At 69.3% G+C, this 12,600-nt stretch carries 16 protein-coding genes; 7 read left to right on the forward strand and 9 right to left on the reverse strand.

Features of this window, described 5'->3' with window-relative positions; translation table 11 throughout:
• Positions 1–40: 40 nt before the first annotated feature.
• Together MIAR_RS00760 and MIAR_RS00765 are read right to left on the reverse strand one after the other, a co-directional pair.
• Positions 41–325 carry a hypothetical protein gene (locus tag MIAR_RS00760; protein ID WP_285630007.1) on the reverse strand — a complete coding sequence of 95 codons (285 nt, stop codon included), beginning with the start codon at positions 323–325 and terminating at the stop codon, positions 41–43.
• Positions 326–381: 56 nt separating this feature from the next.
• On the reverse strand, positions 382–801 hold the full coding sequence (locus MIAR_RS00765) for a hypothetical protein (RefSeq protein WP_285630009.1): 420 nt from the start codon (positions 799–801) through the stop codon (positions 382–384).
• Positions 802–916: 115 nt separating this feature from the next.
• Between MIAR_RS00765 and MIAR_RS00770 the strand changes: the two genes are divergently transcribed.
• The 3 genes from MIAR_RS00770 to MIAR_RS00780 all read left to right on the forward strand — a co-directional run bounded on the left by MIAR_RS00770 (position 917) and on the right by MIAR_RS00780 (position 4,371).
• On the forward strand, positions 917–1,624 hold the full coding sequence (locus MIAR_RS00770) for a GntR family transcriptional regulator (protein ID WP_285630011.1): 708 nt from the start codon (positions 917–919) through the stop codon (positions 1,622–1,624).
• Positions 1,625–1,789: 165 nt separating this feature from the next.
• Positions 1,790–3,175, forward strand: a complete 1,386-nt coding sequence (locus MIAR_RS00775; protein WP_285630012.1) for an MFS transporter — start codon at positions 1,790–1,792, stop codon at positions 3,173–3,175.
• A gap of 5 nt (positions 3,176–3,180) precedes the next feature.
• Entirely contained in the window at positions 3,181–4,371 is a 1,191-nt protein-coding gene (locus MIAR_RS00780) for an amidohydrolase family protein (RefSeq protein ID WP_285630014.1), read from the forward strand.
• Positions 4,372–4,380: 9 nt separating this feature from the next.
• Here the strand turns inward: MIAR_RS00780 and MIAR_RS00785 are convergent, their stop codons facing one another.
• Positions 4,381–5,070: an NADPH-dependent F420 reductase gene (locus MIAR_RS00785; RefSeq protein WP_285630016.1), complete on the reverse strand. Its 690-nt coding sequence runs from the start codon at positions 5,068–5,070 to the stop codon at positions 4,381–4,383.
• 136 nt (positions 5,071–5,206) lie between these two features.
• On the opposite strand from MIAR_RS00785, the gene MIAR_RS00790 reads away from it, so the two are divergent.
• Positions 5,207–5,920, forward strand: coding sequence for a CDP-alcohol phosphatidyltransferase family protein (locus MIAR_RS00790; protein WP_285630018.1), 714 nt, complete (start codon positions 5,207–5,209; stop codon positions 5,918–5,920).
• Here the strand turns inward: MIAR_RS00790 and MIAR_RS00795 are convergent.
• Entirely contained in the window at positions 5,812–6,810 is a 999-nt protein-coding gene (locus tag MIAR_RS00795; protein ID WP_285630020.1) for a hypothetical protein, read from the reverse strand. The two genes, MIAR_RS00790 and MIAR_RS00795, sit on opposite strands and share 109 nt — an antisense overlap.
• A gap of 141 nt (positions 6,811–6,951) precedes the next feature.
• Between MIAR_RS00795 and MIAR_RS00800 the strand changes: the two genes are divergently transcribed.
• Positions 6,952–7,590, forward strand: a complete 639-nt coding sequence (locus MIAR_RS00800) for a UdgX family uracil-DNA binding protein (protein WP_285630022.1) — start codon at positions 6,952–6,954, stop codon at positions 7,588–7,590.
• Positions 7,591–7,638: 48 nt separating this feature from the next.
• Here the strand turns inward: MIAR_RS00800 and MIAR_RS00805 are convergent, their stop codons facing one another.
• Entirely contained in the window at positions 7,639–7,848 is a 210-nt protein-coding gene (locus MIAR_RS00805) for a DUF2795 domain-containing protein (protein WP_285630024.1), read from the reverse strand.
• A gap of 56 nt (positions 7,849–7,904) precedes the next feature.
• On the reverse strand, positions 7,905–8,327 hold the full coding sequence (locus MIAR_RS00810; RefSeq protein WP_285630026.1) for an Hsp20/alpha crystallin family protein: 423 nt from the start codon (positions 8,325–8,327) through the stop codon (positions 7,905–7,907).
• A 129-nt stretch (positions 8,328–8,456) separates the two neighbouring features.
• Between MIAR_RS00810 and MIAR_RS00815 the strand changes: the two genes are divergently transcribed.
• Positions 8,457–8,762 carry a MerR family transcriptional regulator gene (locus MIAR_RS00815; protein WP_285630028.1) on the forward strand — a complete coding sequence of 102 codons (306 nt, stop codon included), beginning with the start codon at positions 8,457–8,459 and terminating at the stop codon, positions 8,760–8,762.
• 19 nt (positions 8,763–8,781) lie between these two features.
• Here the strand turns inward: MIAR_RS00815 and MIAR_RS00820 are convergent, their stop codons facing one another.
• Genes MIAR_RS00820 through MIAR_RS00830 form a run of 3 tightly spaced genes read right to left on the reverse strand, consistent with a single transcriptional unit; the run spans position 8,782 to position 11,857 of the window.
• Positions 8,782–9,207, reverse strand: a complete 426-nt coding sequence (locus MIAR_RS00820) for a pyridoxamine 5'-phosphate oxidase family protein (protein WP_285630030.1) — start codon at positions 9,205–9,207, stop codon at positions 8,782–8,784.
• On the reverse strand, positions 9,204–9,653 hold the full coding sequence (locus MIAR_RS00825) for a pyrimidine dimer DNA glycosylase/endonuclease V (protein WP_285630032.1): 450 nt from the start codon (positions 9,651–9,653) through the stop codon (positions 9,204–9,206). Before MIAR_RS00825 ends, MIAR_RS00820 begins: the two co-directional genes overlap by 4 nt.
• Positions 9,650–11,857, reverse strand: coding sequence for an MMPL family transporter (locus MIAR_RS00830; RefSeq protein ID WP_285630034.1), 2,208 nt, complete (start codon positions 11,855–11,857; stop codon positions 9,650–9,652). The genes MIAR_RS00825 and MIAR_RS00830 overlap by 4 nt, the downstream gene beginning before the upstream one ends.
• 87 nt (positions 11,858–11,944) lie before the next feature.
• Between MIAR_RS00830 and MIAR_RS00835 the strand changes: the two genes are divergently transcribed.
• On the forward strand, positions 11,945–12,574 hold the full coding sequence (locus MIAR_RS00835; protein ID WP_425561542.1) for a MarR family winged helix-turn-helix transcriptional regulator: 630 nt from the start codon (positions 11,945–11,947) through the stop codon (positions 12,572–12,574).
• Positions 12,575–12,600 lie beyond the last annotated feature (26 nt).

Below are 12,600 nucleotides of genomic sequence, written 5' to 3' on the forward strand. Positions count from 1 at the left end.
GTATTGCGGGACAGGTCTACTGAGCGTCGCCTGGGTGACGTCATTTCTTCAGGTGCTTGTTCCTCGGGGTGCGGACGTACCGGATCAGCAGGCCGACCAGGATCAGGATCATGGCAGTGCCGAAGATGCGGCATCCGATCAACGCCCACGTGATGCTGCTGTCTCCGGTGATGGCCATGGCGAGCACGTCGAAGGCGATCATGCCCCCGCTGCTGCCGGCTGCGGGGCGAATGCTGGAGCCGTTCAGCGCGATGATCGAGCATCCGATCCATGCCGCCCACACGACGAGAAGCGTCCAGAGAACGCCCTTCAGGCCCCGCCGCATGCGCGGAGCGCCCTCCGGTGAAGTGTCTTGCCCGGTCTCGGGCTTCCGACGTTCGGTCACGGGATCGGGTGAGTCGCGAGGAATTCCCGGTAACTGGTGAGCGTCCCCGTCCCGCTGTATCCGATGCTCTCCGGCCCCAGTGCGTCTTGCCCGTCGTCGGCGATCACCTGGATGTACAGGCTCACCTCCGGGTCGCCCTCCGCCGCCTCCACGATCGCGGGAAATGCGGATGTCATCAGCTCCCTCAACAGGGCTTCGTCGTTCGTGTCCGCATGGATGAGCACGTCTGCGGTCCGGCCCATACCGGTGATCGTCTTGTAACTGCTCTCGACACTGGACACATGGGGCAGAGAATCGACGGCGCTCCCGTACGCGTCGGCGCGTTCCTCATCAGACGTGCCGCCGCCGAACGGCGCGCAGGCAACCAAGGTCAGCGGGAGCATCGCAGACAGCACGGCTCCGACGGTGGTGCGCATTCGGCTGGCGCTCTTCGTGGGCATGCTCTTCGTGCGTGGAGACGGAAGGCGACGCATGAAGCTCAGCTTACTGATCGACCCGAGCGCCCCTTCCTCCTCCGTTATGGTGGGGAGCATGGAGCCGAATGGCACAGCAGCCCCGGTCGGCGCGCCCGCACAGAACGTCGTGAATCGCCGTCCGCGGGTGGGAGAGATCGCCGACACGCTGCGTGAGCGGATCATCTCGGGGGACCTGCAGCCGGGGGAGCGGCTGGTGGAGCAGACGCTTGCGAACGATCTGCGGGTGTCGCGGATGCCGATCCGCGAGGCGCTCAACATCCTCCGCGGCCAGGGATTCGTCTCGGCCATACCGAACCGCGGAATGGTCGTGCGGCCGCTCTCCGACCAGGACATCGAGAACCTGTTCGAGGTCCGCGAGGTGCTCGACCAGTTGACGGCGCGGCGAGCGGCCGAGCGTGCGACGGACTGGGAGATCGAGCAGATGCGCCTAGCGCTCGAGGGCGGCACCACGTCCCTCGGCGCGGATGCGACGGATGCCCATGGCCGGATCAACCAGGGCTTTCACGACGTGCTCACGGCGGCGGCGCACAACGACCTGCTCGTGACGATCAATGAGCCCATCGAGGGCCGCTTGCAGTGGCTGGTGAGCAGGTTCGACCACCCCGCGACGTACCACCAGGAGCACCTCGCGATCTTCGACGCGATCCGGCGTCGAGACCCCGATGCGGCGGCTGCTGCCGCCCTCGCGCATCTGCGGACGAGCCATGAGCTGTGGCGGTCCTCGCAGGCGCGCGATCGGGCGCAGGTCGCCCGCACCCGCTGACGCGACCGCCCCGCTGACGCGACCGCAACCGGCCGGCACGAGGTGTCGCGCCGCATGCGATCAATTCATCTCCAGAAAGTGTATGCAATCACGCAAAGTCGTATACACTTTCGCGAGAGTGATCCGTCAGCCGCAGATCGTCCCCGTGTCGGCAAGGAGGCCAGCGTGGTCCAACAGAACTCTTCCTCACTCATCGAGCGCATGGACAGGCTGCCCGTCAACCGGGCGCACTGGAAGATCGCCATGATCGGCGGCCTCGGCCTGCTCTTCGACGGCATGGACGGCTCGCTGGTCTCGTACATCCTCCCGATCCTGCGCGACAAGTGGGCGCTCGACGGACTGCAGTCGGGCCTGATCGGCAGCTCACTGCTCATCGGAATGCTGATCGGCGCGCTCACCGCCGGCCCGATCAGCGACCGGATCGGCCGACGGCGGGTGATGATGTGGGCGCTGCTGCTGTTCACCCTCGCCACGTTCGTCGCGGCGTTCTCGATGAACTGGCAGATGTTCTTCCTGCTGCGCGTCCTCGCGGGCATCGGCATCGGCGCGGAATCGGCGGTCATCCCCACCTATGTCGCCGAACTCATCCCCGCCAAGCGCAGGGGCCTCTTCGCCGGCGCCGTCGCAGGCTTCCTCGCCTTCGGCTACGTTCTCGCATCGCTGATCGGCTACTTCGTGGTCGCGCGGTTCGACGACGGCTGGCGCTATGGGCAGATCATCACCGCCATTCCGGTGCTGCTGGTGCTGTGGTGGCGCCGCGCCATGCCCGAATCGCCGCGCTGGCTGCTCTCCCGAGGCGAGAACGACAAGGCGGAGGAGATCGTCGGCGGCATCGAGCGGGGCGTGCTCGTCCCGGTCACCTCGCCGCTCTCCTGGAAGGCGCAGGGCGACGGGACGAACAGCCCCGCGAAGCTGATCCAGCATCACGAGCTGCTCGGGCGCGATCTGCTCGGGCGCACGCTGCTGCTGTGGCTGATCTGGATGGCCCTCACGTTCTCCTTCTTCGGATTCTTCAGCTGGATCCCGTCTCTCCTGGTCGACCGCGGTCTGACGGTGACGACGAGCTTCAGCTACGTGCTGCTCATGACCATCGCCCAGATCCCGGGCTACTACGGCGCCGCCTGGCTCAACGAGAAGATCGGGCGCAAGACGAACATCGCCCTGTTCCTCGCGATCGGCACGGCTGGAGCGTGGCTGCTGTCGCAGTCGGTCGATCCCTGGCAGGTCATCGCCTCAGGCGCGCTGCTCTCGGCCGGCATGAACGGAACCTACGCCGCCCTGTACGCCTACACCCCCGAGGTCTACCCGACCCGCCTGCGGGCCACCGGCATGGGCATGGCCTCGGCCGTCGGTCGCATCGGCGGCATCGCCGCTCCGATCATCATCGGCGTGTCCCAGCAGGCTCTCGGCTTCGCGGGCGTCTTCATCATGATCATGAGCGTGCTCGCCGTCACCGCGGTGCTCGTCGTGGTCTTCGGCGTCTCGACGAAGGGACGCTCCCTCGAATCCCTCACCGAAGCCGTGCCCATCGTGACCCAGAAGGAGAACTGACCAGGATGCCCATCAGTTCCGACAGCCCACGTCCCGCCGCTCCGATCGCGCTGGTCGGCGCCCGGGTGCTCGACACAGACGCGAACGTGCTCGGCGGCCCCGCCGTCGTCGTGCTGCGGGACGGGCTCATCGACGAGGTGCGTGAGGGCGCGGCCTCGGCGCCCGCGGGCACGGATGCGGTCGACGTGACGGGCAGGGTGCTCATGCCCGGCCTGATCGACGCTCACGTGCACGTCACCCAGGCCGGCACGCATGCCGAGATCCACGACTGGGACTCCAGCTACCACGTGGCGCGAAGCGCCCGGGAGATGGAGCACATGCTGCGGCGCGGATTCACGACCGTGCGCGACATGGGCGGCGCGGAGACCGGGCTGGCTCGAGCGGTGGAGGAGTGCCTGTTCACCGGGCCGCGGCTGCTCGCGGGTGGTCCGATCTTCTCACCGACCGGGGGGCACGGGCTCACGCACATCGTCGACGGGGAGGTCGAGCTGCGGAAGGCGCTCCGCGCGCAGTTCCGCGACGGGGCCGACCACATCAAGCTCACCGTCTCGGGCGGCGTCATCGCCAAGATGCGGATCGAGGCGCTCGGCTTCTCGGAGCAGGAGCTGCGAGCGGCCGTCGACGAGGCCCGGCTGGCGAAGCGCTACATCGGGGCGCACGCCTACACGGCCGAAGCCGTGAACCGGGCGCTCAGCCTCGGCGTGCGCACCATCGAGCACGGCACCTACCTCGATGACGAGTCCATCCGGCTGCTCACCGAACTCGAGGACGTGCATCTCGTGCCGACCCTGGTGGCCCTGTGGGGCATGCTGCAGGGCGAGTCGCGGGGCACGATCGGGGAGGATGCCCGGCAGTCTGTGCAGGATCTGTTCGAGGTCGGCCTGCAGACGCTGAGGACCGCCGACAGCGCCGGTGTGTCGATCGGGTTCGGCACGGATCTGCATGGCAGCGGTCAGCGCCTGCAGCTCGAGGAGATCAGGATCAGAGCGCGCGTGCAGACGCCGGAGGCGATCCTGCGATCGCTCACGATCTCCGGCGCCGACATCGTGCGACGTGCGGACCGGATCGGCCGGGTCGTGCCGGGATACGACGCCGACCTGCTGCTCGTCGACACCGATCCCCGGGTGGACCTGGACGCCATCGCGGATGCCACCAGGTCGCGCCTGGTGGTCACCGCGGGAGAGATCGTCGACTGAGGCGGGGGCTCAGCCCCACAGCTCCCCGCCACGCGCCCGTGCCACGACGATCCCGCGCTGCGATGCCGTGAACCGGTCCAGCATGGCGCGCAGCTCCGCCGCATCGACGTCGGCGCCGAACGCCTCCGCGCCCGGCTCCAGCATGATCCCGGATGCCAGCGGACCGGCGATCACGGGATCGAACCCCACGGCATCGACGAGCTGGGAGACGAGCGCGAGATCGTCCGGCGAGTCGCCGCAGATCGCGATCGCCTTGCGGTCCGCAGAACCCGCCGGCCTCGCGTCGTCCTCGAGGTCCTGATAGCCCATGTGCCCGAGCGCCTTCACCACGCGGGCGCCCGGCAGGTGCGCCTGCACCAGCTCACTGGTCGAGGTGCGCGGGTCCGTCAGATCGGGGCGGATGCCGTCGGCGCCCCACCAGTAGTTCATGGCGTCGATCACGAGCATCCCGCGCAGCAGGTCTGCAGGCAGCGTGCGGTATGCGCCGAGCGGGAGCGCCAGCACCACGGCATCCGCTTCGGTCGCCATCTGCTCGACCGTCACCGCCTGCGCACCCAGAGCGGTCATCGCCCGCGTGATCGGTGCCGGATCGCCGGAACGCGCGACCAATACGCGATACCCCGCGGAAACCGCGAGCGCCGCCAGCACCGAACCCAGCCGCCCCGCGCCGATGATGCCGAGCGTACGGATGCGATCCATCCCGCCATCGTAAGTCCGGGCATGCCGGTGGAGGTCACGGAGCCCGCCGCGCGCCCGGCTACCGTGGAACCGGCGCTCCCGATGCGCCGGCCGATCGACGCCGATCGACCGCATCCGACATTCGTGAAATCAGGTCATGTCCTCTCGACGCACCCGCGTGCTCTCCGCCTGGGCGGTGCACGCCTTCACCCTCACAGGGGTCCTCTGGGCGACCCTCGCCCTGCTGGCCCTGTTCGACGACGATCCCAAGCTCATGTGGCTGTACCTGGGCATCGCCCTGGTCGTCGACGGCGTGGACGGCACGCTGGCACGCAAGGCCGAGGTGCGCACCTACGCGCCGCACTTCGACGGGGTGATCCTCGACTCGATCATCGACTACCTGACCTGGACGCTGATCCCCGCGCTGTTCCTGTTCCGCACCGGACTGCTCGGCGAGGGCGCGCTCGCCGTCGTGCTGCTGCTCCTCATCACCGTGTCGTCGATGTTCTGCTACGCGAACACGAAGATGAAGACCGGGGACTACTACTTCCTCGGCTTCCCCGCGGCGTGGAACGTGGTCGCGCTGGCGATCTGGCTGCTGGACGCCGGAATCGTGGTCAACGCGATCATCGTGGTCGTGCTGGCGCTGCTGACCTGGGCGCCCATCGCGTTCGTGCATCCGCTGCGGGTCGCGCGGTTCCGGACGCTGAACATCATCGCGACCGCGGTCTGGATCCTGGCGTCCGCCGCCCTGGTGATCGCCTACCCGACCGCCGAACCCTGGATCGCCGTCGTCTGGCTGGTCTCGGGCGCCTGGGTGATCCTGACGGGGATCATCCGCACCGTCACGGCGACGCGCGCGCTGCGGTAGCGCCGGCGCAGCGCCCGCTCCTGCAGGTACTTGACCACCTCGATCGAGATGCTCGCGATCGTGAGCGCGGCGATGACCGCCACCACGAACGGCGGGTAGTCGCGTCCGTGCATCCAGAAGTAGACGTACGGCGCTGCGAAGGTCGTGATGGTGGTGAGCGTCGCCAGCATCCGGATCCATCGGCGCGGGGCGAACAGCATCGCCAGCACGCCCCAGGTGTACGGCACGGCCGTGAGGATGTCGATCATCCAGAGCACGAGCAGGCTGCCATGGAACTGCGGGATGAACGCCACCGGCAGCGCCCGCAACGCGGAGTAGATCCCGACGGCCAGATAGACCGGCACGCTCGGATCGCCCATGAGACGGCGGAGCGGATGCATGCGCCGGATGGGCGCGTCCGGCGGCAGCAGGCGCATGGCCGCGCGCGGCACGTGCCTGGTCGGCATCCCCGCGAGGGCCTCGGCCGTCTCGACGGGAGCAGATGCCAGGCAGAACCGCAGCAGCTGCACCACGTTCACGGCATGCAACGCGTCTTCCTCCTGCGGAGCGTCATCGACGGGATGGACGAGCCCCGGAAGATCATCCGCGAGCAGGACCCCATCGAGGGGCGACGCGACCTCGACGAACAGCAATCGGATGCCGTGCTCGAGCGCCTCGCGCAACACGACGACGCGCTGGACGGGGTCGCGCAGTTGGGTGGGCTCGACGAAGCGGGTGTTCCGCGGACCGAGCTCGGCGAGGCGCGGCACGCCGGCGACTGCGCAGATCGCGTCGGGTCGCAGCGCCCGCGATGAGATGCGGGGGTCGGCGGCCAATGCTTCGGGGGAGACGAGCAGCTTCTGCTGCATCCGACGCAGCCAGGGGCTGTGCGCGGGCGGTCTTCTCCCCATATCCGAAGCCTAGCGGGGCGCGCTGACCGTCCGCCGTGGACGGGGCGAGCCACGGCCGCGTTCGGCCGGTGACGCAACCCCCGTGGCGCGCGCCGTCCCGTCGGTGTAGGCCGGAGCACGAGGACGATCGAGGAGGGTGAGATGGCGGATGTGGAGCGGCCCGGCGCGCAGGAGTGGGTGCCGGAAGGGGCGGGGATACCGAAGCTGCGCACAGCGGCCGAGGCGTGCCGCGGCTGCGAACTGTGGCGGGACGCCACCCAGGTGGTGTTCTCGGACGGGAGTGCGTCGGCGCGGATGGTGCTGGTGGGGGAGCAGCCGGGAGATCGCGAGGACATCGAGGGCGAGCCGTTCGTGGGCCCCGCAGGCCGGATATTGTCCGAGGCGCTGGAAGCAGCCGGTATCGATCGTGAGGGCGTCTACCTGACCAACGCCGTGAAACACTTCCGCTTCGAGAGACGCGGGAAGCGGCGCATCCACGAGAAGCCCGGAGTCGCGCATGTCGAGGCATGCGCACCGTGGCTCGAGGCCGAGCTCCGCGTGGTGCGCCCCGCGGTGGCCGTGGCGCTCGGCGCGACGGCGGCCCGTGCGCTGCTGCAGCGCCCTGTGCGGATCGGGGAGACCCGCGGCCAGGTCATCGAGGGGGCGGATCCGCAGGGCACGCCCGTGCTCGTGACCGTGCACCCCGCGAGCCTGCTGCGGCTGCGTGATCAGCAGGATCGCGCCGCGGCGTTCCAGGCGTTCGTCGGCGACCTGGAGCGCGCCCGCGAGCTCATCGGCTGACCGCCGCCGGGAGACGCGCAGCGTGGCGAGTCTCCCGGCGGCGCCCCGCTAGGCGGCGATGAGCTCGCGCCGGGCCGACATCGCCCGCCGCACATCGAAGCTGGAGTCGAAGCGTTCGGCGGGCAACGCGACGAGCGCGGCGAGGACGTCCTCGGAGAGGCCGTCACGAGCGGCCTCGCGGACGAGATCGTCGGTCGTGGCGGGATACTCCATCTCGGCAAGGAAGCGGTCGAGACCGGAGACGGATGCGGACATCATGTCATTCCTTTCCACGGTGAAGGAGGGCCGGGCGCGAGTGCGCCCGGCCCTCGCCATCAGGCTGCGATCTCCTCGCGGTGATCCGACGACTCCACGGCGATCTTCCGCGGCTTCGCGCGCTCGCTGACCGGGATGATCACTGTGAGCACGCCGTTCTCGTACGACGCGCTGATGCGGTCCACGTCGACGCCGTCTCCGAGCGTGAACTGGCGCAGGAACGTGCCGGCGCTGCGCTCACGCGTGAGCCAGCGGGAACCCTCGCCGGTGTCCGCCGTGCGCTGCGCTCGGATGGAGAGCTGGCTTCCGTCGACATCCACGTCGATCGAGCCGGGGTCGACGCCGGGGAGATCCGCATGCAGGACGTAGCTGTCGCCGTCGCGGAAGAGATCCACCGGCATCAGCCGAGGGGATCGAACGGAATCCAGCACGCTCGCAGCAAAACGATCGAGCTGGCTGATCGGATCGAATGTCATTCCCATGATGTACTCCTTTCGATCTGCCCGGGGACCGGGCTCTGGCGGGGGATGCAGAGGATCTGCATCCGAAGGTGTAGATTTGTTATAGATCAAGACGCCGAGAATCGCAACCCAAATGGAGAAGTCTCAGACATGACAGAACCTGACCGGGCCACACCCCTTTACGGGATCGCCGTCGCAGCCCAGCTCGTCGACATGCCCGAGGCGACGCTGCGCCTCTTCGAACGGCATGGTCTGCTCGATCCGCATCGCAGCGACGGAGGCACCCGGCGCTACAGCGGCAACGACATCGACCGCCTGCGCAGGGTCGCACGACTGCGCGACGAGGGGATGAACCTCGCCGGGATCGGGCGCCTCCTGGAGCTCGAGGACGAGAATGCAGGGCTGCGCGCGGAGCTCGCGGAGCTCGCGGCCGAGCGGGCCGAATCGGACGGGTGACCCGCCGGGCGCCGGTCGATCAGGCCCAGTCCGACTCGGTCACGCACGCGGGGTTCGTGCCAACGTCATACACGCGAACCCAGCGCACCTCGATCGCGATCACCACGAAGCCGTCGTCCAGTGCACGCGACCCGGGGAAGCGCTCATCGTAGGCGGCGCCCACACGCCGGCGCTCCTCGTCGACGCTCACGCGTGCTCGTCCCTCGAGCTGCACGGTCACGTCGCCCTCCGTCACGACGACGGCCACCCCCGGCCTGGCGGCGACGTTCGCCGCCTTGCGGGAGCTCTCGAGGGCGTCGAGCACCAGCAGACCGTCATCCGTCGCGGTCAGGCCCACGAAGGCGGCCTGCGGCTCGGCATCCGGCCCGATCGAAGCGATCACGCCCGCTCCGCAGTTCCGGACGAACTGCGCGACGGCGGATCGGTCAGCGGCATCGAAGGTCATGAGTCCGACGATACGGGCAGCGCGCGCTCCCACGATGCGACGTCACCGGGGACGACGCGGAACAACGGATGCGGTCGAGGCTCCTCGTGGGCCCACCGCTCGGCATCCGCCGGGCTGCGCACCCGGAGCTTCGCGCCGAGGTGCTCCCACTCCAGCGCGAGCTGTCCCTCGGTCACGTCGAGGATCGCGCCCGGGTTCGACGGGGAGATGATCCGGGATCGATCGAAGCGATATCCGCGGGCATCCGCCTCGTCGGCCACCCCGCCGAGGTAGGCACCGACCGCCGCGACCGGGTCGGGCAAGGCGCGGAACCGCTCGAGCTGCGGATGCCGCTGATAGCCGCGAGTGCGGCCGGCGAGCACCGCCTGGGCCAGCAGCGCCTCCCGCCAGCAGGCCACCAGCGCGGCCCTGTCGAGCTGGGATGGGGCCACCGACCAGAGCCTCATGCCGAGACCTCGTCCCGGGACGTGGCATCCTGCGATGCCTCGGGCTGCGCGGCATCGCGCCGGGCCAGACGGGAGGGCCACCAGATGACGCGGCCGAGGTCGTAGGAGAGCGCGGGAACCAGCAGCGAGCGCACCACGAACGTGTCCAGCAGCACCCCGAACGCGACGATGAACGCGATCTGCACCAGGAACAGGATCGGGATCACAGACAGCGCCGCGAAGGTCGCCGCCAGCACCAGGCCTGCCGAGGTGATCACGCCGCCGGTCACCGAGAGGCCGCGCAGGATGCCCTCGCGCGTGCCGTGACGGCGGGACTCCTCGCGCACCCGTGTCATCAGGAAGATGTTGTAGTCGATGCCCAGTGCGACCAGGAAGACGAAGCCGAACAGCGGGACTGCCGGGTCGGCCCCGGGAAAGCGGAACACGCCGTTGAACACCAGCGCCGCGACGCCCATCGCCGACCCGAACGACAGCACCGTGGTGAGGATGAGCAGGACGGGGGCGACGACCGCCCGCAGCAGCAGCATGAGGATGAGCAGGATCACGCCGAGGATCACCGGGATGATCAGATTGCGATCGTGGATCGACGCGGCGTTCGTGTCGACGGCGGTGGCGGTGACCCCACCCACCAGGGCATCCGTGCCCTTCAGATCCGCCCGAAGCCGCTCCACGGTGCGCTCCGCGGCGGAGGAATCCGCGGCATCCGTCAGCGTCCCCTGCACCAGCACCCGGCCGTCGACGACCGTGGGGTCGGGGGCGGGCGTACCGGGAGGGCCGAAGGCGGTGATGCCCTCCTCGGTGATGGGGGCGCTTCCGGACGGCGAGTCCGACGCCGTCACGGAGACGCCGTCGACGCCCTCGTCCGCGAGCAGCACGTCGGCGACCTCCTGCAGTCGCGACTCCTCCGCGAGCACGTAGACCGGGCTGCCCGAACCGCCGGGGAAGTGCTCGCCGAGAACAGCCTGTCCGTCGCGCGCCTCGGATGCGCCGAGCACGAGGTCGGACTGCGGCACGCCGCTCGCGTCGAGCTGCACCGCACCCGCGGCGGCGACCGCGAGCACGAGTGCGGTCGGGATCCAGATCGCGCGCGGGTGACGGCGGATGCCGCGCGCCAGCCGCGGCCACGGGCCCCGGCCCTGCAGCGGGTCGGCCTGCACCGCGAGACCCGGCTCGAAGGCGGGCCGGCGCGGCCAGAACGCCGCCCGACCGGCGAGGCCCAGCAGTGCAGGAAGCAGGGTGAGCGCGGCGAGCATCGCGAACACGATGCCGATCGCCGCCACCGGGCCCAGCGTGCTGTTGGACTTCAGATCGCTCAGCAGCAGGCACAGCAGACCCGCGATCACCGTGCCCCCGGAGGCCAGGATCGGCTCGAAGGCGCCCTTCCACGCCGCGCGCACCGCGGTCCAGCGGTTCTCCGTGCTGTGCAGCTCCTCGCGGAACCTCGCGACCAGCAGCAGCGAGTAGTCCGTCGCGGCGCCGATGACCAGGATGAACAGGATGCCCTGGGTCTGTCCGCTCAGCAGCAGGATCCCGAGCTTGGCCGCCCACCACACCACCAGCAGTGCCACGCACAGGGCGAACATGCTGGTGCACAGCACGATCAGGGGGAGCAGGAGGGAGCGGTACACGATCACCAGGATCACGAGCACCGCCAGCAGCGCGACCAGGAGCAGGATGCCGTCGATGCCGGAGAACCCGGCGAGCAGATCCGCGGTGAAGCCGGCCGGTCCCGTGATGTGCACGGTCACGCCGTCCGGCACGCTCCTGCGCAGATCGGCCGACAGTGCGGCGGTGACCTCGCCGACCTCGGCATCCGCGTCGATCGGCACGAACGCCTGGGCGGCCAGCCCGTCGTCCGAGACGAGGACGGGGGAGGAGCCCTCCTTCACGCCTTCGGCGGCGGTCGCATCCTCGAGTCTGACGGCGAGTTCGTCCTTGAGGGCGTCGTCGATCTTCGCGTCGGAGGAGAAGACCACCACGGCCGGGATCGAGTCGGAGCCGAGGAAGTCGCCCAGCGACTTCTGCACCTCGGTGGCCGCTGCCGAATCCGGCAGGTATGCGGTCGCATCATTGGAGGAGACCTCGTCGATCTTCCCGAAGAGCGGTCCGCCGAGGCCGGCTCCCACCAGCCACAGCAGGACGAGCGCCGACGAGATCAGTACTCGCGGCCAGGTGCGGTGCGTCTTCTCGGTGCTGTGCGACATGATGGGCCCTTCTTCGCCGGATTCATGGAAGAGGATATTGCTAGCCAAGCTAGAAAACAACTCGGCGTGAATAGAGGGGAGGCTAGAATGCAGTGCATGCGAGAGGAAACGGCTGCAGCGGGCATCCCGGTCGGCGGGCGGTCGGCGCAGACGCCTGACGGCCTGGCCGACGCCGACGTCTACGACGTCGACTACAGCGATCCCGAGCAGATGCTGGTCGATCGTGGGGGCATGCCGCAGGCCGATGTGCGGCAGATCACCGAGCTGATGTCGTCGCTGGGGGAGCTCCGTGAGGCGGAGGAGCAGCTCTCCGAGGCCTCGCGTCGCTACATGCGGCTCAACGACACCGACATGCGAGCCCTGCACTACCTGATCGTGTGCGCCCATCGCGGGATCCTCGCAACCCCCGGCGGCATCGCCCATCATCTGCGAATATCATCGGCCTCGACGACCAAGCTCCTCGACAGGCTGGAGCGCGGCGGGCACATCGTCCGCGCGCCTCACCCCAGCGACAGACGGGCGCTGGCGATCTCGATCACCCCGCAGACGCATCAGGCCGCCATGGAGACCGTGGGCAGGCAGCAGGCGAAGCGCTTCTACGCGGCGGCCCGCCTCACCTCCGCCGAGCGCGAGGTGGTGATCCGCTTCCTGAGGGACATGGCGCGCGAGATCGCCCCCGGCGACGAGGCGTGGACTCAGCCGCACGCGAAGGACTGACGCCCCGTCGCGCCCACCGGGCGCCC

The organism is Microbacterium arabinogalactanolyticum (assembly GCF_030268005.1).
GTDB lineage: Bacteria > Actinomycetota > Actinomycetes > Actinomycetales > Microbacteriaceae > Microbacterium > Microbacterium arabinogalactanolyticum.

Bases quoted from the DNA above. Each gene is read 5' to 3' on its own strand.
- MIAR_RS00820 (WP_285630030.1), bottom strand. From the start codon at position 9,207: ATGACCTTCGATGCCGCTGACCGATCCGCCGTCGCGCAGTTCGTCCGG.
- MIAR_RS00780 (WP_285630014.1), top strand. From the start codon at position 3,181: ATGCCCATCAGTTCCGACAGCCCACGTCCCGCCGCTCCGATCGCGCTG.
- MIAR_RS00830 (WP_285630034.1), bottom strand. From the start codon at position 11,857: ATGTCGCACAGCACCGAGAAGACGCACCGCACCTGGCCGCGAGTACTG.
- MIAR_RS00800 (WP_285630022.1), top strand. From the start codon at position 6,952: ATGGCGGATGTGGAGCGGCCCGGCGCGCAGGAGTGGGTGCCGGAAGGG.
- MIAR_RS00805 (WP_285630024.1), bottom strand. From the start codon at position 7,848: ATGATGTCCGCATCCGTCTCCGGTCTCGACCGCTTCCTTGCCGAGATG.
- MIAR_RS00790 (WP_285630018.1), top strand. From the start codon at position 5,207: ATGTCCTCTCGACGCACCCGCGTGCTCTCCGCCTGGGCGGTGCACGCC.
- MIAR_RS00810 (WP_285630026.1), bottom strand. From the start codon at position 8,327: ATGGGAATGACATTCGATCCGATCAGCCAGCTCGATCGTTTTGCTGCG.
- MIAR_RS00825 (WP_285630032.1), bottom strand. From the start codon at position 9,653: ATGAGGCTCTGGTCGGTGGCCCCATCCCAGCTCGACAGGGCCGCGCTG.
- MIAR_RS00770 (WP_285630011.1), top strand. From the start codon at position 917: ATGGAGCCGAATGGCACAGCAGCCCCGGTCGGCGCGCCCGCACAGAAC.
- MIAR_RS00815 (WP_285630028.1), top strand. From the start codon at position 8,457: ATGACAGAACCTGACCGGGCCACACCCCTTTACGGGATCGCCGTCGCA.
- MIAR_RS00785 (WP_285630016.1), bottom strand. From the start codon at position 5,070: ATGGATCGCATCCGTACGCTCGGCATCATCGGCGCGGGGCGGCTGGGT.
- MIAR_RS00835 (WP_425561542.1), top strand. From the start codon at position 11,945: ATGCAGTGCATGCGAGAGGAAACGGCTGCAGCGGGCATCCCGGTCGGC.
- MIAR_RS00760 (WP_285630007.1), bottom strand. From the start codon at position 325: ATGCGGCGGGGCCTGAAGGGCGTTCTCTGGACGCTTCTCGTCGTGTGG.
- MIAR_RS00795 (WP_285630020.1), bottom strand. From the start codon at position 6,810: ATGGGGAGAAGACCGCCCGCGCACAGCCCCTGGCTGCGTCGGATGCAG.
- MIAR_RS00765 (WP_285630009.1), bottom strand. From the start codon at position 801: ATGCGCACCACCGTCGGAGCCGTGCTGTCTGCGATGCTCCCGCTGACC.